Source organism: Pseudomonas sp. NFACC45, from assembly GCF_900113505.1.
GTDB lineage: Bacteria > Pseudomonadota > Gammaproteobacteria > Pseudomonadales > Pseudomonadaceae > Aquipseudomonas > Aquipseudomonas tehranensis.
Map to the genome: position 1 here is coordinate 106,520 of NZ_FOPO01000006.1, position 18,633 is coordinate 125,152.

At 61.2% G+C, this 18,633-nt stretch carries 17 protein-coding genes; 5 read left to right on the forward strand and 12 right to left on the reverse strand.

Annotated elements, in window-relative coordinates; genetic code table 11:
• Positions 1-48: 48 nt before the first annotated feature.
• The 3 genes from BM132_RS12705 (at position 49) to BM132_RS12715 (ending at position 2,175) form a co-directional block, all read left to right on the forward strand.
• Positions 49-1,179, forward strand: coding sequence for a PepSY-associated TM helix domain-containing protein (locus tag BM132_RS12705; RefSeq protein WP_092455688.1), 1,131 nt, complete (start codon positions 49-51; stop codon positions 1,177-1,179).
• Positions 1,176-1,355 (forward strand): hypothetical protein, encoded by a 180-nt coding sequence (locus BM132_RS12710; RefSeq protein WP_092455690.1) that lies wholly within the window; start codon positions 1,176-1,178, stop codon positions 1,353-1,355. The genes BM132_RS12705 and BM132_RS12710 overlap by 4 nt, the downstream gene beginning before the upstream one ends.
• Positions 1,356-1,545: 190 nt before the next feature.
• Positions 1,546-2,175 carry a glutathione S-transferase gene (locus BM132_RS12715; RefSeq protein ID WP_092400792.1) on the forward strand — a complete coding sequence of 210 codons (630 nt, stop codon included), beginning with the start codon at positions 1,546-1,548 and terminating at the stop codon, positions 2,173-2,175.
• A 183-nt stretch (positions 2,176-2,358) separates the two neighbouring features.
• Here BM132_RS12715 and creD read toward each other — a convergent pair whose 3' ends face one another.
• From creD to BM132_RS12735, 4 genes are all read right to left on the reverse strand, one after another.
• Entirely contained in the window at positions 2,359-3,729 is a 1,371-nt protein-coding gene (gene creD / locus BM132_RS12720; RefSeq protein ID WP_092455692.1) for a cell envelope integrity protein CreD, read from the reverse strand.
• A gap of 177 nt (positions 3,730-3,906) precedes the next feature.
• Entirely contained in the window at positions 3,907-5,325 is a 1,419-nt protein-coding gene (gene creC, locus BM132_RS12725; protein ID WP_092455693.1) for a two-component system sensor histidine kinase CreC, read from the reverse strand.
• Complete coding sequence (gene creB / locus BM132_RS12730) at positions 5,325-6,005, reverse strand: two-component system response regulator CreB (protein ID WP_092455695.1); 681 nt, start codon at positions 6,003-6,005, stop codon at positions 5,325-5,327. Before creB ends, creC begins: the two co-directional genes overlap by 1 nt.
• Before the next feature lie 69 nt (positions 6,006-6,074).
• The gene (locus tag BM132_RS12735) at positions 6,075-6,578 is read right to left on the reverse strand and encodes a retropepsin-like aspartic peptidase RloA2 (protein ID WP_092455697.1); all 504 of its coding nucleotides are present in this window, start codon (positions 6,576-6,578) and stop codon (positions 6,075-6,077) included.
• 196 nt (positions 6,579-6,774) lie between these two features.
• On the opposite strand from BM132_RS12735, the gene BM132_RS12745 reads away from it, so the two are divergent.
• The gene (locus BM132_RS12745) at positions 6,775-7,662 is read left to right on the forward strand and encodes an acyltransferase (RefSeq protein WP_092455700.1); all 888 of its coding nucleotides are present in this window, start codon (positions 6,775-6,777) and stop codon (positions 7,660-7,662) included.
• On the opposite strand, the gene BM132_RS12750 is transcribed toward BM132_RS12745, so the two are convergent.
• On the reverse strand, positions 7,663-8,244 hold the full coding sequence (locus BM132_RS12750; RefSeq protein WP_092455702.1) for a DUF2780 domain-containing protein: 582 nt from the start codon (positions 8,242-8,244) through the stop codon (positions 7,663-7,665).
• Between the two features lie 318 nt (positions 8,245-8,562).
• On the opposite strand from BM132_RS12750, the gene BM132_RS12755 reads away from it, so the two are divergent.
• The gene (locus tag BM132_RS12755; protein WP_092456029.1) at positions 8,563-8,775 is read left to right on the forward strand and encodes a cold-shock protein; all 213 of its coding nucleotides are present in this window, start codon (positions 8,563-8,565) and stop codon (positions 8,773-8,775) included.
• A gap of 573 nt (positions 8,776-9,348) precedes the next feature.
• Here the strand turns inward: BM132_RS12755 and fdhA are convergent.
• From fdhA to glyA, 7 genes are all read right to left on the reverse strand, one after another.
• Positions 9,349-10,548 carry a formaldehyde dehydrogenase, glutathione-independent gene (gene fdhA, locus BM132_RS12760; RefSeq protein ID WP_047228141.1) on the reverse strand — a complete coding sequence of 400 codons (1,200 nt, stop codon included), beginning with the start codon at positions 10,546-10,548 and terminating at the stop codon, positions 9,349-9,351.
• Between the two features lie 188 nt (positions 10,549-10,736).
• Positions 10,737-11,594, reverse strand: coding sequence for a formyltetrahydrofolate deformylase (gene purU / locus BM132_RS12765; RefSeq protein WP_014340578.1), 858 nt, complete (start codon positions 11,592-11,594; stop codon positions 10,737-10,739).
• A 206-nt stretch (positions 11,595-11,800) separates the two neighbouring features.
• Positions 11,801-12,433 (reverse strand): sarcosine oxidase subunit gamma, encoded by a 633-nt coding sequence (locus tag BM132_RS12770; protein ID WP_092400767.1) that lies wholly within the window; start codon positions 12,431-12,433, stop codon positions 11,801-11,803.
• Positions 12,434-12,627: 194 nt separating this feature from the next.
• Positions 12,628-15,645, reverse strand: a complete 3,018-nt coding sequence (locus tag BM132_RS12775) for a sarcosine oxidase subunit alpha (RefSeq protein WP_092455704.1) — start codon at positions 15,643-15,645, stop codon at positions 12,628-12,630.
• Positions 15,642-15,971 (reverse strand): sarcosine oxidase subunit delta, encoded by a 330-nt coding sequence (locus BM132_RS12780; protein ID WP_092400761.1) that lies wholly within the window; start codon positions 15,969-15,971, stop codon positions 15,642-15,644. Before BM132_RS12780 ends, BM132_RS12775 begins: the two co-directional genes overlap by 4 nt.
• Before the next feature lie 14 nt (positions 15,972-15,985).
• Positions 15,986-17,236 (reverse strand): sarcosine oxidase subunit beta, encoded by a 1,251-nt coding sequence (locus BM132_RS12785; RefSeq protein WP_003177603.1) that lies wholly within the window; start codon positions 17,234-17,236, stop codon positions 15,986-15,988.
• A 21-nt stretch (positions 17,237-17,257) separates the two neighbouring features.
• The gene (gene glyA / locus BM132_RS12790; RefSeq protein ID WP_092455706.1) at positions 17,258-18,511 is read right to left on the reverse strand and encodes a serine hydroxymethyltransferase; all 1,254 of its coding nucleotides are present in this window, start codon (positions 18,509-18,511) and stop codon (positions 17,258-17,260) included.
• Positions 18,512-18,633: the final 122 nt, after the last annotated feature.

Genomic DNA, 18,633 nt, shown 5'->3' on the forward strand with positions numbered 1-18,633 from the left:
AAACCTTTTGAAGGGCCACCTGTGGCCCTTTTTGCATTCGGATCAATCATGAAAAGCAAAACCATCCGCCGCTGGTCCTTCGTCCACACCTGGACCAGCCTGATCTGCACGGTATTTCTGCTGATGCTGGCGATCACCGGGCTGCCGTTGATTTTTCATCACGAAATCGAGCATTTGCTGGGCGACGCCCCCGAGCTTCGGGAGATGCCGGCCGACACCCCGCAATTGGACCTTGCGCAACTGGTGGAAAAAGCCAAGGCCCATCGCCCCGGTGAGGTGGTCCAGTATTTTGGCTGGGACGAGGATGATCCCAACGGTGTCATCACCATCATGGCGCCGACGCCAGACACCGAACCCAATTCCTCCCACACCTTCATGCTCGATGCCCGCACCGGCGAGGCCCTGGAAATGCCCTCGGCCAACGGCGGTTTCATGATGGTGATGCTGCGCCTGCATGTGGACATGTTCGCCGGCTTGCCAGGCAAGTTGCTGTTGGCGTTCATGGGCCTGTTGTTCGTGATCGCCATCGTTTCCGGTGTGGTGTTGTACCTGCCGTTCATGCGCCGCCTCAAATTCGCCACGGTGCGCCAGGACAAATCCACGCGCCTACGCTGGCTCGATTTGCATAACCTGATCGGCGTGGTCACGCTGGTCTGGGCGCTTACGGTGGGCGTGACCGGCGTCATCGCTGCCTGCGCCGACCTGATCATCGCTGCCTGGCGCAATGACAGCCTCAGCGCCATGGTCGAGCCCTACCGCGACGCCCCACCGCTGACGCAATTGGCCCCGGCGACCCGCTTGCTGGACATCGCCAAAGAGGTTGCGCCGGGCATGGAACCCAGCTTCATCGCCTTCCCCGGTACGCTGTTTTCCAGCGAACACCACTACAGCGTGTTCATGAAGGGTGACACCCACCTGACCTCCCATCTGCTGACACCCGTATTGATCGATGCCAGCACCCTGGACGTCACCGCCGTGGCTGAACGCCCTTGGTACATGGATATGATGAGCCTGTCCTTGCCGCTGCACTTCGGCGACTACGGCGGTCGGCCGATGCAGATTTTCTGGGCGACCCTGGACGTGCTGACCATCATCGTCCTCGGCAGCGGCGTCTACCTGTGGGTCGTGCGGCGCAAAGCGGCCAAGCGCGCAGCGGTCGCAGCGCAGGTGGTCTCGTGAGGCCCCGGCAGTCGAGTTTCTGGAGAGTCTTTGGTATTCCCGTGGCGATCGGCGTGCTGAGCGCGGCAGGTTTGTTTTCAGCATTGCTGGGCGACGGGGCCTGGGATGCCGTGAGCTGGGTGGGACTGGGAATACCGACGGTGCTGGGGGCCTGGGGGTTGCTCAAGCGCGGCTGACTTACGCCGAGCGCGGAAAGAACCTGTGGGAGCGGGCTTGCTCGCGAAGGCGGAGCGTCAGACACATTTTATTCTTCTGACGTGCCGCTTTCGCGAGCAAGCCCGCTCCCACATTGGAGTCCACCCGACCTCGCCAGCCGAACCGGAACTGTCTAGGCTAAGCTCTTGCCCGCCAATCGAGGATACCTGCATGTCGGCTCCCAGCATGACGTTGTTCCACAACCCCGCTTCACCTTTCGTGCGCAAGGTCCTGGTGCTGTTGCACGAAACCGGCCAGCAGGACCGCGTGGCCTTGCAGCTCAGCCAGCTTACGCCGGTCAAACCGGATCCGGCGCTCATGGATGACAACCCCCTGAGCAAGATCCCGGCCCTGCGCCTGGCCAACGGAACGGTGATCCATGACAGCCGCGTCATCCTCGACTACCTCGACCACCAGCACGTCGGCAATCCGCTGATCCCCCGGGACGGCGCAGCCCGGTGGCGACGCCTGACCCTGGCATCCCTGGCTGACGGAATCATGGATGCCGCGGTGATGATTCGCTACGAAACCGCCCTGCGACCTTCAGAAAAACACTGGGCCCAGTGGCTCGATGCGCAACGGGACAAGATCCGCCGCGCCCTGGGCATGCTCGAAGCCGAGGCAATCGCCGAACTGGCCTGCCATTTCGACATTGCGTCCATCAGTGTGGCCTGCGCCCTGGGTTATCTGGACCTGCGCCATCCCGATCTGGAATGGCGCAAGGCCAATCCCCAATTGGCCGCGTGGTTTGCCGAAGTAAGCTTGCGGCCTTCGATGGTCGAGACAGTGCCCAGGGTCTAACTTTGCGGTGACTGCACCGACGTCATCGCGGGCAAGCCTTGCTCCCACAGCCTGAGCGCGGTTCCTGTGGGAGCAAGGCTTGCCCGCGATGGCAGCGCCCCGAATCCAAGGGAAACAACTGCGCTATGCGCATCACCAACACTTCCCGCCATTGCCGATCTTCGCGCAACCCCAGCGACCGGCTCATTTCACCTCTCCCAGATCGAACGTCATCGCCGCCGGCTTCGCTCCCACCCGGTACCAGTCCAGCTTACGGGTCAAGACCATGAACACACCGAGTAGACCGAACAGCAGCAGCGAACCCATCAGCAAGGCGTAGTCCTCGGCACTCAACAATCCATAGAGCAAACCGTACAAGCCCGCCAACCCCGCCGAAAACCCCAAACCATGGCTCACGCTGCGCAGCACATGGCAGACATAGAACCCGATCAGCAGCACACAGGCGCTGGCTGACAGCAGATACGCCAGGGCGAAGCCGATGTGTTCCGACAGGGACAGCAGCAACAGGTAAAAGAACGCCAACGCCACGCCCACCAAGGCGTACTGGACCGGATGCACCGCCAGGCTCTTGAGCACTTCGAAGAGAAAAAAACCGGCAAACGTCAGCGCAATGAACAGCAGTGCATATTTGATTGCCCGGTCGCTCTTGAGGTATTGGTCCACCGGGTCGATGAAACTCACCCCAAAGGCACGGCTGCGAAACGCTTCACAGCCATCGCTTGGCTCGCAGGCTTGCAGGGTTTCCAGCAGGTTGGTAGAGAAGAACGACGTCTGCCAGTCGGCGCTGAAGCCCTGCTCATTGATGTCGCGCTGGGTAGGCAGGTAGTTGCCGATGAAGCTGGGGTGCGGCCAGTCGGCCGACAGGTGCACTTGGGTGGATTTACCTACCGGCAGAATCTGTAACTGACCGGTGCCTTGCAGCCGCAGGTCGAAACCGAAGGTCAGCTCAGTGCTGCCCTGGGCCGTGACCATTGGCAGCGGCACATGCACACCCTGCCCCAGCCAGCCGATCCGCGAGCCGGGCAGGAAATCGACGGTCTGCTGGTTGAGTGTCAGGGTCAGTGCGTTCTCGATGCCGCGGATGTCGCTGATGCCCACGCTCAGGTACGGCTCGTCAAAGCGGTAGTCGGCAAAATCCTTGGTGGCCACGCCGAAACGCTCAGGCACCTTGAAGTGGCCGTCGATCCGGTTGTCGGCATGAAACAACCGCGCCTCGTAGATCCCGCGTGCACGGGTTTCTGTGCGGATCTGGCCGTCGATGTCCAATTGCTCCGGCAGAAAATACAACTCACCGCTTTGCTCGACGGTTTCCAGGAAACGCACGCCGGTCTTCTCGTTGGTGTTCCAGACCCGCACATCCTTGCGAAACGGCACCACGATCATCGGCCCGATCAGTTGCTGGCTGTGACTGGAACTGCGGGCGATATCCTGCAGCACATCGTCGCGCAGCTCCTGACGCTCGTCGATGAGGCCGTTGATCATCAACAACGGGATCATCAGCAGGAGGATCAATAGGGCGATCATGCCCAGTTTTATGGCGAGGCTGCGGTTCATGTGGGGCTCTCCCTGTTCGAATGAGAGAGAGTCTGGGGTGGCTGTGTGCTGGGGTTATGGAGAGATTGTGGAGATTGTGTGGAGACTGAACGGGCCCCTTCGCGAGCAAGCCCGCTCCCACAGGTTCAGCGCAGTCCTTGTGGGAGCGGGCTTGCTCGCGAAGGCCGCGCCTCGGCTTCAGGGCAACCGCAAAACCACCTCAACCCCACCCTCGACATTGCCAATACTGAATTGCCCGGCATGCAACTGCACCACTTCCTCCACAAAGTTGAGGCCCAGACCCGTGCTCTTGCGGCCACTGTCGGGGCGCGGCAGGGAGTAGAAGCGTTCACTCAGGCGCGGCAGGGCGTAGTCGGGAATCGGTTCGGCCTGATTGAACAGCCGGATCTCGACGCGGTTGCCGATACGCTCGGCACTCATGCGCAACAACCCGTTGACGGGCGTGAAGTCCAGCGCGTTTTCCAGCAAATTGCCCAGGGCCTGACGCAACAGAAACGGCTCCCCGGTCAATGTCAGGTCCACAGCAATGTGCCGCTCGATCCGCAACTGCCGGCTTTCGATCCAGCCGCTGCGGGCTTCCAGCAGTTCGTCCATCAATGCCGCCAGCGGTACGGCAATCTTTTCTTCCAGTCCCTGTCGCTGCTCGACCTGGGCCAGGTTGAGCAAACGCTCGATCAAGTGCTGCATGCGCACGCTTTCGTTGTCGATGTTGCTGACGAAACGCTGGCGCTGGGCCGTCGGCATGTCGCTCTGGAGCAGCTCGGCGGCACCACGGATCGCCGCCAGCGGGCTTTTTAGCTCGTGAGTCAGGGTGTGCACGTAGCGCTCGACGTAAGCCTTGCCTTCCAGTTGGGTACGCATGTGTTCAACCGCACCGGCCAGTTGCTCGAACTCGCCGCCACGATAATGCGGCACCTCCACCCGTTGCCCCTGGCTGACGGCCTCGGCATAAGCGGTCAAGCGCCGCAACGCCGCGCTCAGCCACCACGACAGCACAGCGCCCAACAGCAGACCGAGGCCGATCAACCCCACACCGTAAGCCAACAGGCGCCGCTCGGTGCGGTCGACATAGGGTTGCAGCGAACTGTTGGGCTTGGCCACGGTGACCACGCCGATAATCCGGCCGTTGTCGCGAATCGGCGCGCCAACGTGCATCACCGAAGACGTCGGATCATCGGCAACGCTGCGGGTCGAGCGCGCGCCGTACTGTCCGCGCAGGGTCAGGTAGACGTCGTTCCAGCGCGAATAGTCCTGGCCCACCGCCACACCGCTGGAGTCGAGCACCACGATGCCCTTGCCGTCCGTGACGTAGATGCGATGGTTGACCTGATTCTTTGGCAAACCCCAGATCGATGCCGCCGGCTGGCGCTCACCGTAAGCCTTGAGCAGTTGCGGCCAGCGGTTCTGGTTGAGGGTGCCGGCCTTGAAATCGTCCCGCAGGATCTCGGCCATCAGGTTGGCGGTGTCCACCAGGGTTTCTTCGGTGGACTGGCGCACGCCGGGGCGTATTTCTTCCATCACCGTGTTGAGGACGAAATACCCGGTCAAACCGATGAACAGCACATACACCAGGAAAATCCGGATGCCCAGCGACATCAGCTATGCCCCGGGCTGTAGCTGTAACCGAGGCCACGGTGAGTCTGGATCGGCTCAGCCTCGGCTCTGACCAGACGCAACTTGGCGCGCACGCTCTTGATGTGGCTGTCGATGCTGCGCTCGTAACCGGCATCACTGGCCACACCCAGGGCGTCGAGCAGTTGTTCGCGGCTGAACACACGCTCGGGTTGCTCCAGCAGACAGTTCAACAGGCGAAATTCGTGGCGGGTGAGGTTCAGGGGTTTGCCGCGATAGTTGATCTGCACCCGCTCGGTGTCGACATGAAATAGCCCGGCGCCCAAATCGGGGGACGGTCGCGGCGCGACCCGCTTGAGGATCGCGCGGACCCTTGCCGCCACTTCCCGAGGGCTGAACGGTTTGACCACATAATCGTCGGCCCCGATCTCCAGCCCCACCACCCGGTCGATCTCAGCATCCCGGGCTGTAAGAAAGATGACCGGAACGTCGCTGAAACGTCTGAGATTTTTGCACGTCTCGAACCCACTGATATCCGGCAGGCCCACGTCGAGGATGATCAGGTCTGCCGGGGTATTTTTCTGATGCTCAAGCGCCGCAGCGCCGAGGCTCAGCCAGGTGGTGCCGAAGCCCTCCCCTTGCAGGGCAAACACCAGCGTATCGGCAATGGCCGCTTCGTCTTCGACAATCAGAATGTGAGGCATGGCGTCCGCGCCCGACAGTAAAGTTGCCGGAACGGTGCCCCAACCCCGGGGGCACGTCAATCAGGGAAATCAGCAGTCGGGCTTGTCTGCGGTGTAGCGTCGGGCCGGGTTCACCGCCGCGTCGAACTCACGCAGAGCCTTGGCGCCGATCAGCAGCGGGTAGTTGAAGCTGCTGCGGTCCGTCAGGTTGACCTCAACGGTACGCTTGACATCACCCAGGCACATTTCAAGCTCCACCACCGGACGTTTGCTGGGCGCAGCCGATTCGTCGTCTTCGTCCTCCTCGGAACGGGTCTTGATCTTGCTGATGCGGGCGACTTTATGCTCAAAGAGCTTGTTGCTCGCGCCTTTGGTCGCTAGGCGGAATCGCACCCAGTCCTCGCCGTCGCGGGTAAAGGTTTCGATGTCCTTGGCGGACAGCGAGGCCGTCAGGGCGCCGGTGTCCATCTTGGCCTTGAGCACTTCACCACCGATTTCCGGCAGCGCGATGTATTCGTAGCGCCCGTACAGGGTCGGCTCGGCGGCCAGCACTGGCAGGGCCACCAGGGAAAGCAGGGCAAGAAGGGATTTCACGTAATGGACTTCCTTTGTAAGGGTGGGCAGCGGGATTTTAGACCGTGGTTCATCAATTCGTTCGGTTGAACGCTAACCGTGGCGAGGGAGCCGATGCAGCCTCTGCCAGACGAAGTGAAACATTCGTCCATGTCGATTTGGCCTGCCGCCCGAAGCTGCTTATCATGGCCCGCCCACCTGTTTGCAAGAGTCATCTATGCGCCGCCTGCTCACCGGCTGTTTTGTCACCCTGCTGCTGTTGCTCAACACCCTGGTGCTGTTCGGGCCGTTGATGGTGTTCGCGTTGCTCAAACTGGTCCTGCCCGGGCGTCTTCGCGACTACGCCTCGTGGGCAGTGATGTGGATCGCCGAAACCTGGGCCGAAATCGATAAATTGATCTTTGCCCTGTGCATCCCCACCCGCTGGGAAATACGCGGCGGTAGCGACTTGCGCCGCGACACGTCCTATCTGGTCATCAGCAATCACCAGTCCTGGGTCGACATCCCCGCGCTGATCCAGGCCCTCAACCGGCGTACGCCGTTCTTCAAGTTCTTCCTCAAGAAAGAGCTGATCTGGGTACCGTTCCTGGGCCTGGCCTGGTGGGCGCTGGATTACCCGTTCATGAAGCGCTACACCAAGGCCTTCCTGGCAAAAAACCCGGAACTGGCCGGCAAGGACCTGGAAATCACCCGTCAGGCCTGCGAGCTGTTCAAGCGCCAACCGGTCACCGTGGTGAACTACCTCGAAGGCACACGCTTCACCACCGCCAAAAGCCAACAGCAACAGTCACCCTTCACCCACCTGCTCAAACCCAAGGCCGGTGGCGTGGCATTCGTGCTGGCGGCGCTGGGCGAGCAACTGGACGCGGTGCTGGACGTGACAGTGGTGTACCCCCAGGAACGGACGCCGGGATTCTGGGATTTGATCAGCGGTGCGGTGCCGAAGGTCATTATCGACATCCAGACCCGCGAGCTGGACCCGGCGCTGTGGCAAGGTGATTACGAAAACGATCCGGTGTTTCGCCAGCACGTCCAGAACTGGGTGAACCAGCTCTGGATCGAAAAAGATCAGCGCATCGCCGCCTTGCGCAGCGAGCGCGGCTGATCAGATGCCTGCGCCGGCGCCCCAGATGCCGCCCAGATTCTGCAGCAGCGAACTGGCCACGCCCTGCTGGCCGAGGTATTGGAGGATCACCGGGGCAAACTGGCCGATCATGCCGCTGTCCATGCCCAGCGCGCTGAAGGCGTTGTTCAGGTCGTGGGTGTCCTTGACGTTACCCAGCAGGCCATCGAGCAAAGCGTTTTTTTCCGACCCGCCACCGAGCAAACCGCCCAGGCCGCCCAAGCCGTTCAGCCCGCCGATGGCGCTGTTACCGGCGATCTGATCGAGGCCCGGCACGCTTTTGCTCAACTCGGAAAACTGCGGTTCGCTGAGCTGGTTCTTCGCCAGTCCCAACATCGCACCGGCGCCGCCGATGGCCTGTTCCGGGGTGATCTTGAGCTCCGAGCCCAGGGTATTGAGTAACCCGGCGGCTTGCGGCGCAGCTGCCACCGCGCCCTTCCCCTGCTGATCGCCCTGCATCGCCGCCACCGCATTGGCCGCATCACTGCGGCTGAACTGCGCGAAGGCCGGGCTGGTTGCCAGCGTCAGCAGGCAAGACAGGGCAAAACCACGTGAAACCTTCATTCCGAACATCCTCTGAACCCTGAAAAAACCGCCCCTGAGGGGCGGTGCAAAACCGAGCGTTGGACTGGGTTGGGCGAGGATTGTTCCTCCTCTGGGATTTGCATGTGAATCCGCTTCCTATGCTTGAAAACTTGGCATGACTGCCTCATGACCGTCATCTGAATATCATCTGCAATCGGTTATTTCCTCTCGGTATTGCCTACTGTCAACTCTGACAGTAGGCAACGATTTTCGCCGCACCTAAGCTCCCGTTGTGTCAACGAAAACAAGGTCATGTGCAACCAGGCCTTTATTCATTCGGGCAAACAGGACAATAAAATGAACGACCGAATCAAAGGAACCGTTAAATGGTTTAACGATGCGAAGGGCTATGGCTTCATTACTTACGGCAAAGGCGGCGAGGAATTGCTTGTTCACTACTCGGCGATATCCGGGGAGGGTTATAAAACCTTGAAAGGGAGACAAACCGTCTCCTTTGAAATCGAGCAGGGAGCCAAAGGCATGCAGGCTACGAGAGTGATGTCGGAATAATGACCGGACCCTCCGGTCGACGATCGCGTCATGAAAGACAGTCCAGTTATTTCCTATCTGTCTGATCTGCTGTCAATTCTGAGAGTAGTCCAGCCCTGTTGATCAAATGATTATCTGAACTTCAATCTAGCGAGGAACGAGAATCATGAACAAATTTTTTTTCGCTGGCATGCTGTCCGTCGCTGGGCTGCCAGGCACCGTTCATACTGTGTACGCAGCAAGTTGCCCCTCTGTACAAGAGATAGTAGCTACTCCATTGCCAAATACCTCGCCGAATGATCCGGTAGGGTCTTACGAATATAAAGTGAGCAGTTCAGGCTGGTCGGGGCGGGCCCATGGGGACAATATCCTGTTGCTGAAAGGCTTAGCACTGGAAAGCTCAGCCTCAAACACCTGCGTATATGCTGTGGAGAAAACAATAGACCAATATGGGAACACCGAGAAGCGAACACTGACACTAACCAAAGGGAGTTGATCACTCATTCTGTACCTCCCATTTTTTGCACGAAGCCAGCCAAGACAAATAAAAAAGGGCGACATCACTGTCGCCCTTTTTCCGTCTTGCCTACCGCTTTAGGCCGCACTGAACATCTTGTGCGGATCGATTACAAATTTCTTCGGTACGCCTGCATCGAACTCGCCGTAGCCTTTAGGCGCGTCGTCCAGGCTGATGACCTGTACGCCAACGATTTCTGCGATGTTGATGCGATCCCACATGATGGCTTGCATCAGTTGGCGGTTGTACTTCATCACTGGGGTCTGACCGGTGTGGAAGCTGTGGGATTTGGCCCAGCCGAGGCCGAAGCGGATGCTCAGGCTGCCCATTTTCGCCGCGGCATCGACTGCGCCCGGGTCTTCGGTGACGTAGAGGCCGGGGATGCCGATCTTGCCAGCCACGCGAACCACACCCATCAACGAGTTGAGCACGGTGGCCGGAGCTTCGTGCTTGACGCCTTCATGGCCGTGACCACGGGCTTCGAAGCCCACCGCGTCAACGGCGCAGTCGACTTCCGGTTCGCCCAGCAGCGCGGCGATCTGTTCGTGCAGCGGAGTGTCTTTGGACAGGTCGGCGATTTCAAAACCCTGGGCCTTGGCGTGGGCCAGGCGGATCGGGTTGACGTCACCGATAATGACCACAGCGGCACCCAGCAGGCGGGCGGAAGCGGCAGCCGCCAGGCCAACCGGACCGGCACCCGCGATGTAGACGGAGCTGCCAGGACCAACGCCGGCGGTAACGGCGCCGTGGTAGCCGGTCGGCAGGATGTCGGACAGGCAAGTCAGGTCGCGGATTTTCTCCATGGCCTTGTCGCGGTCCGGCAGCTTCAGCAGGTTGAAGTCGGCGTACGGCACCAGCACGTATTCGGCCTGACCACCGGTCCAGTCGCCCATGTCAACGTAACCGTAGGCACCGCCGGCACGGGCCGGGTTGACGGTCAGGCAGACGCCGGTGTGTTGCTCTTTGCAGGAACGGCAGCGCCCGCAAGCCACGTTGAACGGAACAGACACCAGGTCGCCGATCTTCAGGTTTTCGACGTCGTTGCCCTTTTCGATCACTTCACCGGTGATTTCGTGGCCCAGGACCAGGCCGGTCTGAGCGGTGGTGCGGCCGCGCACCATGTGCTGGTCGGAGCCGCAGATGTTGGTGGATACCACGCGCAGGATGACGCCGTGCTCGATCTTCCTGCCGCGCGGGTCCTGCATTTTTGGATAGTCGATTTTCTGTACTTCGACCTTGCCGTTGCCGAGATACACGACACCACGATTGCCAGACATGCTTTCACCTCGCTGTTGTTTTTGTGGAACTGCGTTGCCCAGGCAGGCAGCGCGTTGATTGCTCGGGTAGTGCTTGTGTCTTGTTTCTTTGTTGTTTGGGAGGACCTCTTCGCGAGCAGGCTCGCTCCCACATTGGATTTTTGTGCGCTCCCGCATTTTGTGGGAGCGAGCCTGCTCGCGATGTCGGCCTAAAGAACGACAGTGCGATTGGCGTTGAGAAACACTCTTCGCTCGATGTGATACCCCACCGCCCGGGCCAGGGTCAGCCCTTCGATATCCCGGCCCTTGGCGATCAGGTCTTCGGGGTAGTGGCTGTGGTCCACCACTTCCACGCCCTGGGCGATGATCGGGCCTTCGTCCAGGTCGTTGTTGATGTAGTGCGCCGTGGCGCCGACCAGTTTCACGCCTTTGTTGTAGGCCTGGTGATACGGCTTGGCGCCCTTGAAGCCCGGCAACAGCGAGTGATGGATGTTGATCGCCTTGCCATCGAGTTTGCGGCACAACTCCGGCGAGAGCACCTGCATGTAGCGGGCGAGAATCACCAACTCGGCGCCGGTGTCTTCGATCACCTGCCACACCTGCCGTTCCTGGGACGGTTTGTCGTTCGGGTCCAGGGGGAAATGGTAGTAGGGAATCTGGTGCCAGTCGGCCAGCGGCTTGAGATCCGGGTGGTTGGACACCACGGCCACCACGTCCATGGACAACTGGCCGATGCGCTGGCGGTAGAGCAAGTCGTTGAGGCAGTGATCGGCCTTGGAGACCATGATCACCACTTTGGGCCGGTAGTTGGGTGGCGTCAGTTCGAAGACCATGCCAAAGGCTTCGGCACGCTCGGCCAAGCCGCTGCGGAAGTTTTGCTCGTCGAAGCCATCCGGCTGGCGAAATTCCACGCGAATGAAAAAACGTCCCGAGAGCCGGTCATCGAAGGAGTGGTGCTCAGTGACGTAGCAGCCCTGCTCGAACAGAAAGCGGGTCACCGCGTCCACCGTGCCGAGCACGCTGGGGCAGTCGGCAGTCAAGATCCATGTGTCTGGGGCGCGGCTCATTGCGGTGACTCCTGTTCAAATTAACTGTGGCGAGGGCGCTTGCTCCCGCTCGGTTGCGTAGGAGCTGTCGAGTGCAACGAGGCTGCGATCCTGTCTCAGACAATCGAATCTGGAGCGAAAGATCAAAAGATCGCAGCCTTCGGCAGCTCCTACACAGCCCAGCGGGAGCAAGCTCCCTCGCCACAAAAGCAGTCCAGGGACTTAAATCAGGCCTGCACGCTCAATCCATACTCAGCCGCCGCATCCTGCAACCACAGCCACCAGTAATCGGAGAAGCTGCGGCGGATCACCAGTTCCCAGGTGTCTTCGCCCGTGTGGCGGATCACCAGTTGCGACTTGGCGAACACCGTACCCACGGCCTTGCCCACCGGAAAATTGCTTGGGTGTACGTCGTAGCTGGTGGATTTCATCAGCACGTCACGCACGTTCGGGCCGGACAGTTCGAGGATCTGCTGGCCGCCGCTGACGTTGACGATCTGGATGTGCAGGTCGCCCAGGGCTTCGCGCAGGTTTTTCTCGGCGGCAAATTCTTCGCCACTGGGCACCACCAGCAGCCACTCATCCGGGCCGAGCCATTGCAGGCTGGTTTCGCCCTTGATGATGACGGTCAGCGCGCCAGGCAGCTCCAGGCCCAGAGCCTTGTGCACGCCAGCGGCGAACGCAGGATCATGACCATCGCCACGGAGGGTCAGGTGGCCCAGGAGTTTTTTCTCGCGCACGGTCACGCCGGCGTTTTTGCGGCCCTTGCCCACCAGGCTGGCGAGGTCGGCATGGTGCAGCGACGACTCGGCCTTGGCCCCGGTGGTTGGGCGTTGTTGGTACACGTTGACTGCGGTCATGTGGAGCACCTGTCTTGAATTTTGTTGTTCCGGCATTTGTGGTGACTGTCCTGCCGCCTTCGCGAGCAAGCCCGCTCCCACATTGGATTGATGCCTGGCTCAAATTCCTTTGGCGACTTGGATCCTGTGGGAGCGGGCTTGCTCGCGAATCAGGCGACGCGGTGTAACTGCCCACCCACAGGACCAAAGTCCCTTTAGATATTCTGCCGATCCCCCTTCGGATCGAAGAACACCGAAGAAACAATCTCTGCCTCGATCACGCTGCCGTCGGCCAGAGGCGCGAAGACGCGCTCGCCCATCCGCTTGAGGCCGCCCTTGACCACGCCCATGGCAAATGAATAACCCAGGGAGTTGTGAGCGTAGCTGGACGTCACATGGCCGACCATGGTCATCGGGATTGCCTGCTTGGTGTTGAACACCAGTTGCGCACCTTCCGGCAGCCAGACATTCGGGTCGATCGGCTTGAGGCCCACCAGTTGCTTGCGGTCCTCACGCACACAGTCTTCGCGATTCATGCCACGCCAGCCGATCCACGAGAACGGTTTGGTCCGGCCTACGCACCAGCCCATGTTCAGGTCGTCCGGGGTCATCGAGCTGTCGGTGTCCTGACCGACGATGATGAAGCCCTTCTCGGCCCGCAATACGTGCATGGTTTCGGTGCCGTACGGGGTCAGGTTGTATTTCTTGCCGGCCTCGACGATCTGCTCGAGCACGCCCATGGCATAGTCGGCCTGCACGTTGACTTCGTAAGACAGCTCACCGGTGAACGAGATACGGAACACCCGCGCCGGTACACCACCCACCAGGCCTTCTTTCCAGGTCATGAACGGGAAAGCGTCCTTGTCCAGGTCGATGTCGGTGACTTCGCTCAGCAGCTTGCGACTGTTGGGGCCCGACAGGGTCATGGTCGCCCAGTGGTCGGTGACCGAAGTGAAGTACACCTTAAGGTCCGGCCATTCGGTCTGGTGATAGATCTCCAGCCATTGCAGCACGCGTGCGGCGCCGCCCGTGGTGGTGGTCATCACGAAATGGTTGTCCGCCAGACAGGCCGTCACGCCATCGTCGAAGACCATGCCGTCTTCCTTGCACATCAAACCGTAGCGGGCCTTGCCCACGTCGAGCTTGGTCCAGGCGTTGGTGTAGACGCGGTTAAGGAACTCGCGGGCGTCCGGGCCCTGGATATCGATCTTGCCCAGGGTCGAGGCATCCAGCAGGCCGACGCTGTCGCGCACGGCTTTGCATTCGCGCTTGACCGCAGCGTGCATGTCTTCACCGTTCTTCGGGAAGTACCAAGGGCGCTTCCACTGGCCGACGTCTTCGAATTCAGCGCCATTTTTCACATGCCAGGCATGCAGCGCGGTGAAGCGTACCGGTTCGAAGATGTGCCCGCAGTGCCGCCCGGCTATCGCGCCGAAGGTCACCGGCGTGTAGTTCGGCCGGAACATCGTGGTGCCCATCTGCGGGATGCTCACGTTCAGCGAGCGGGCCGCGATGGCCAGGCCGTTGACGTTGCCCAGCTTGCCCTGGTCAGTACCAAAGCCCAGTGCGGTGTAGCGTTTGACGTGTTCGACCGACTCGAAGCCTTCGCGGGTGGCGAGTTCGATGGCGGCGGCGGTGACGTCGTTCTGCAGGTCGACGAATTGCTTCGGCGCTCGTGCAGTGGATTTTTCATGCGGCACCTGAAACAGCGCCAGGGTCGGCTCTTCCTGACGGCTCAGGGCTTTGGGCAACAAGCCCTCCACCGCCTTGAAACCGGCTTCAGTGGCCGCGCGCACGCCGCCCTCGAAACCATCGGCCAAGGTATCGCCGAGGCTGTAGACGCCATTCACGCCGCCGACGCACACACGCTTCTGCGGGGCTTCGCCCGGTACGAAACCGAGGATGTCTTCGCGCCAGATCGGCTTGCCGCCCAGATGCGACGCCAGGTGAACCACTGGGCTGTAACCGCCGGAGCTGGCCACCAGATCGCAGTCCAGCCATTCGCCGGGACTGGTGACCTTGTGCGCCTTGACGTCAATGGCGGCGATGCGGGCCCCGGTGACGCGCTTGCTGCCACGGGCCTCAATCACGGCGCTGCCGGTGAGGATGCGGATGCCTTTGGCGCGCGCCTCTTCCACCAGCGCACCACGCGGGTTGCTGCGAGCGTCGGCGATGGCCACCACTTGCAGGCTAGCGTCGAGCCAGTCCAGCGCCACGCGATAGGCGTGATCGTTGTTGGTGCTCAGCACCAGTTTCTTGCCCGGCGCCACGCCGTAGCGGCGCACGTAGGTGGAGACCGCGCCGGCCAGCATGTTGCCGGGAACGTCGTTGTTGCCGTAGACCAGTGGCCGTTCGCAGGCACCGGTTGCCAGGACTACGCGCTTGGCGCGGACCCGGTTGATGCGCTGGCGCACCTGGCCGATTGGCGCACGGTCACCGAGGTGGTCGGTAAGGCGCTCGTGGATGGTCAGGAAGTTATGGTCGTGGTAACCGTTCACCGTGGCGCGCGGCAACAGCACCACATCTGGCATCGACTTGAGCTCAGCGACAACAGCGGCCACCCATTCGGTCGCTGGCTTGCCATCCAGGCTCTCGCGGGAATCGAGCAGGCTGCCGCCGAACTCTTCCTGCTCGTCGGCCAGGATCACCCGCGCACCGCTGCGGGCCGCTGCCAATGCCGCAGCCAGCCCAGCAGGGCCCGCGCCGACAACCAGCACGTCGCAGTGACGGTTCATGTAGTCGTAGGTGTCCGGGTCGTTCTCGGTCGGCGAGCGACCCAGGCCGGCGGCCTTGCGGATGTACTTCTCGTAAGTCATCCAGAACGATTGCGGGTACATGAAGGTTTTGTAGTAGAAGCCCGGCGGCATCAGCTTGCCGCCGACCTTGCCGAGAATGCCCATCATGTCGTTGTTCACGTTCGGCCAGCCGTTGGTGCTGGTGGCGACCAAACCTTGGTACAGCGCCTGTTGCGTGGCGCGCACGTTAGGGATCTGCGTGGCTTCGGTAGCACCGATCTGCAGCACCGCGTTCGGCTCTTCGGCGCCGGCGGCAAAGATGCCGCGCGGACGGGAATACTTGAAACTGCGGCCGATGATGTCGACGCCGTTGGCCAGCAGTGCAGCGGCCAGGGAATCGCCCTCGAAGCCTTTATAGGTCTGGCCGTTGAAGGTGAAGCTCAGCACTTTGTTGCGGTCGATCCGTCCGCCGTTGGACAGGCGATTGATCTGGCTCATACCTTCTCTCCCAGAGCCTGCGCGGCCGCTTTCGGACTCTCAGCCTTGTCGGTGAATTGCGGCTTTTGGCCGATCTTGTAGGTTTCCAGAATCTCGTAGGTCACGGTGTCACGGGTCACGTTGAAATACTGGCGGCAACCGGCGACGTGGTCCCACAGCTCATGGTGCAACCCGCGCGGGTTGTCACGGAAGAACATGTAGTCGCCCCACTCCTCGTCGGTGCAGGCATTCGGATCCAGCGGACGCGGGATGTGCGCCTGGCCGGATGCATGGAATTCCTCTTCGGAGCGCAGTTCGCCGCAGTGAGGACAGAAGATGTGCAACATAGGGATTTCTCCTGTTAGTGGGCGACGGCAGCAGCGCCGTGTTCGTCGATCAGTGCACCGTTGTGGAAACGGTCGATGGAAAACGGCGCGGCCAGCGGGTGCATTTCACCTTTGGCCAGGCTTGCAGCGAAGACATTGCCTGAGCCCGGGGTGGCCTTGAAGCCGCCGGTGCCCCAACCGCAGTTGAAGAACATGTTCGGCACTGGCGTCTTGGAGATGATCGGGCAGGCGTCCGGCGTGGTGTCGACGATGCCGCCCCATTGGCGGTTCATGCGTACGCGGGACAACACCGGGAACATCTCGACGATGGCCTGAACCGTGTGTTCGATCACCGGGTACGAGCCGCGCTGGCCGTAGCCGTTGTAACCGTCGATACCGGCACCGATCACCAGGTCGCCCTTGTCGGACTGGCTGATGTAGCCGTGCACGGCGTTGGACATGATCACGCTGTCGATGATCGGCTTGATCGGCTCGGACACCAGCGCTTGCAGCGGGTGGGATTCGATCGGCAGGCGGAAGCCCGCGAGTTTGGCCATGTGCCCGGAGTTACCGGCGGTCACCACGCCGACGCGCTTGGCGCCGATGAAACCTTTGTTGGTTTCCACGCCGATGCACACGCCGTTTTCCTTACGGAAACCGATCACTTCGGTCTGCTGGATCAGGTCCACGCCCAACGCGTCCGCCGCCCGGGCAAAGCCCCAGGCCACGGCATCGTGACGGGCCACGCCGCCGCGACGCTGGACGGTGGCGCCCATCACCGGGTAGCGAGTGTTTTTCGAGCAATCGAGGTACGGAATCTCGTCGGCCACTTGTTTGGCGTTGAGCAACTCGCCGTCCACGCCGTTGAGGCGGTTGGCGCTGACGCGACGCTCGGAATCACGAATGTCCTGCAAGGTATGGCACAGGTTGTAGACGCCACGCTGGGAGAACATCACGTTGTAGTTCAGGTCCTGGGACAGGCCTTCCCAGAGCTTCATCGCATGTTCGTACAAGTGGGCCGATTCGTCCCACAGGTAGTTGGAGCGCACGATGGTGGTGTTGCGCGCGGTATTACCGCCGCCCAGCCAGCCCTTCTCGACCACGGCCACGTTGGTGATGCCGTGTTCTTTAGCCAGGTAATAGGCGGTCGCCAGACCATGCCCGCCACCGCCGACGATAACCACGTCGTAGACCTTTTTCGGGGTCGGCGTGCGCCACATCCGTTGCCAGTTTTCATGATGGCTGAGAGAGTGTTTGAAGAGGCCGAAGCCCGAATAGCGTTGCATAGTCATTACTCCAAAACCGACTCAGCGATAAACCGGGAAGTCCGCGCACAGGGCCGCCACTTGCTGGGCAACATTGGCCTCGACATCGGCGTCGCCCAGGTTGTCGAGGATGTCGCAGATCCAGCCGGCCAGCGTCACGCACTGGGAGACCTTGAAGCCACGCGTGGTCACCGCCGGGGTGCCGATGCGCAGGCCCGAGGTCACGAACGGCGATTGCGGGTCGTTCGGCACGGCATTCTTGTTGACGGTGATGTGCGCGCGGCCCAGAGCGGCGTCGGCGTCCTTGCCGGTCAAGCCCTGACGGATCAGGCTGACCAGGAACAGGTGGTTATCGGTGCCGCCGGACACTACATCGTAGCCGCGCTTGATGAACACGCCAGCCATGGCCTGGGCGTTATCGATCACTTGCTGCTGATAAGCCTTGAAGCCAGGCTCCGCCGCTTCCTTGAAGCACACCGCCTTGCCGGCGATGACGTGCATCAGCGGGCCGCCCTGGGCACCGGGGAATACCGCAGCGTTGAGCTTTTTCTCGATCTCTTCGTTGGCCTTCGCCAGGATCAGGCCGCCACGCGGACCGCGCAGGGTCTTGTGAGTGGTGGTGGTGACCACGTCGGCGTAAGGCAGCGGGTTGGGATAAAGACCGGCAGCGACCAGACCGGCAACGTGGGCCATGTCGACGAACAGCAGGGCTCCGACCTTGTCGGCGATCTGGCGGAAACGTGGGAAATCCAGGGTCTTGGAGTAAGCCGAGAAGCCGGCGACGATCATCTTCGGCTTGTGCTCGACCGCCAGGCGCTCGACTTCGTCGTAGTCGATCAGGCCCGTGGTGGTGTCGATGCCGTACTGCACCGCGTTGTAGAGTTTGCCCGAGGACGACACCTTGGCACCGTGAGTCAGGTGACCGCCGTGGGCCAGGCTCATGCCCAGAATGGTATCGCCGGCCTGCAACAAGGCCAGGTACACGGCGCTGTTGGCCGAAGACCCGGAGTGCGGCTGGACGTTGGCGTAATCAGCGCCGAACAGTTGCTTGGCGCGTTCGATGGCCAGGGCTTCTACTTTGTCAACGTGCTCGCAGCCACCGTAGTAGCGCTTACCCGGATAGCCTTCGGCGTATTTGTTGGTCAGGCCGCTGCCCTGGGCCTGCATCACACGCTTGCTGGTGTAGTTCTCTGACGCGATCAGCTCGATGTGATCTTCCTGGCGTTGCTCCTCGGCATTCATCGCCGCCAGCAGTGCATCGTCGTAACCCTGGATCTGGTCTTGCTTGCTGAACATCGCGTCTCTCCCAGCGGCGGCGGTGCGCCTTTCGTCTCGGTGAGGCACTGACCACCGTTCGGTCGTGCCCTTTGGAAGCGATGGTATGGCCGGCGCAGGCAGGTCAAATGCCTATGGACGCC

Bases quoted from the DNA above. Each gene is read 5' to 3' on its own strand.
- creD (WP_092455692.1), bottom strand. From the start codon at position 3,729: ATGAACCGCAGCCTCGCCATAAAACTGGGCATGATCGCCCTATTGATC.
- BM132_RS12705 (WP_092455688.1), top strand. From the start codon at position 49: ATGAAAAGCAAAACCATCCGCCGCTGGTCCTTCGTCCACACCTGGACC.
- purU (WP_014340578.1), bottom strand. From the start codon at position 11,594: ATGAGCCGCGCCCCAGACACATGGATCTTGACTGCCGACTGCCCCAGC.
- BM132_RS12775 (WP_092455704.1), bottom strand. From the start codon at position 15,645: ATGAGCCAGATCAATCGCCTGTCCAACGGCGGACGGATCGACCGCAAC.
- BM132_RS12780 (WP_092400761.1), bottom strand. From the start codon at position 15,971: ATGTTGCACATCTTCTGTCCTCACTGCGGCGAACTGCGCTCCGAAGAG.
- BM132_RS12785 (WP_003177603.1), bottom strand. From the start codon at position 17,236: ATGCAACGCTATTCGGGCTTCGGCCTCTTCAAACACTCTCTCAGCCAT.
- BM132_RS12770 (WP_092400767.1), bottom strand. From the start codon at position 12,433: ATGACCGCAGTCAACGTGTACCAACAACGCCCAACCACCGGGGCCAAG.
- BM132_RS12715 (WP_092400792.1), top strand. From the start codon at position 1,546: ATGTCGGCTCCCAGCATGACGTTGTTCCACAACCCCGCTTCACCTTTC.
- BM132_RS12750 (WP_092455702.1), bottom strand. From the start codon at position 8,244: ATGAAGGTTTCACGTGGTTTTGCCCTGTCTTGCCTGCTGACGCTGGCA.
- creC (WP_092455693.1), bottom strand. From the start codon at position 5,325: ATGTCGCTGGGCATCCGGATTTTCCTGGTGTATGTGCTGTTCATCGGT.
- creB (WP_092455695.1), bottom strand. From the start codon at position 6,005: ATGCCTCACATTCTGATTGTCGAAGACGAAGCGGCCATTGCCGATACG.
- glyA (WP_092455706.1), bottom strand. From the start codon at position 18,511: ATGTTCAGCAAGCAAGACCAGATCCAGGGTTACGACGATGCACTGCTG.
- fdhA (WP_047228141.1), bottom strand. From the start codon at position 10,548: ATGTCTGGCAATCGTGGTGTCGTGTATCTCGGCAACGGCAAGGTCGAA.
- BM132_RS12755 (WP_092456029.1), top strand. From the start codon at position 8,563: ATGAACGACCGAATCAAAGGAACCGTTAAATGGTTTAACGATGCGAAG.
- BM132_RS12745 (WP_092455700.1), top strand. From the start codon at position 6,775: ATGCGCCGCCTGCTCACCGGCTGTTTTGTCACCCTGCTGCTGTTGCTC.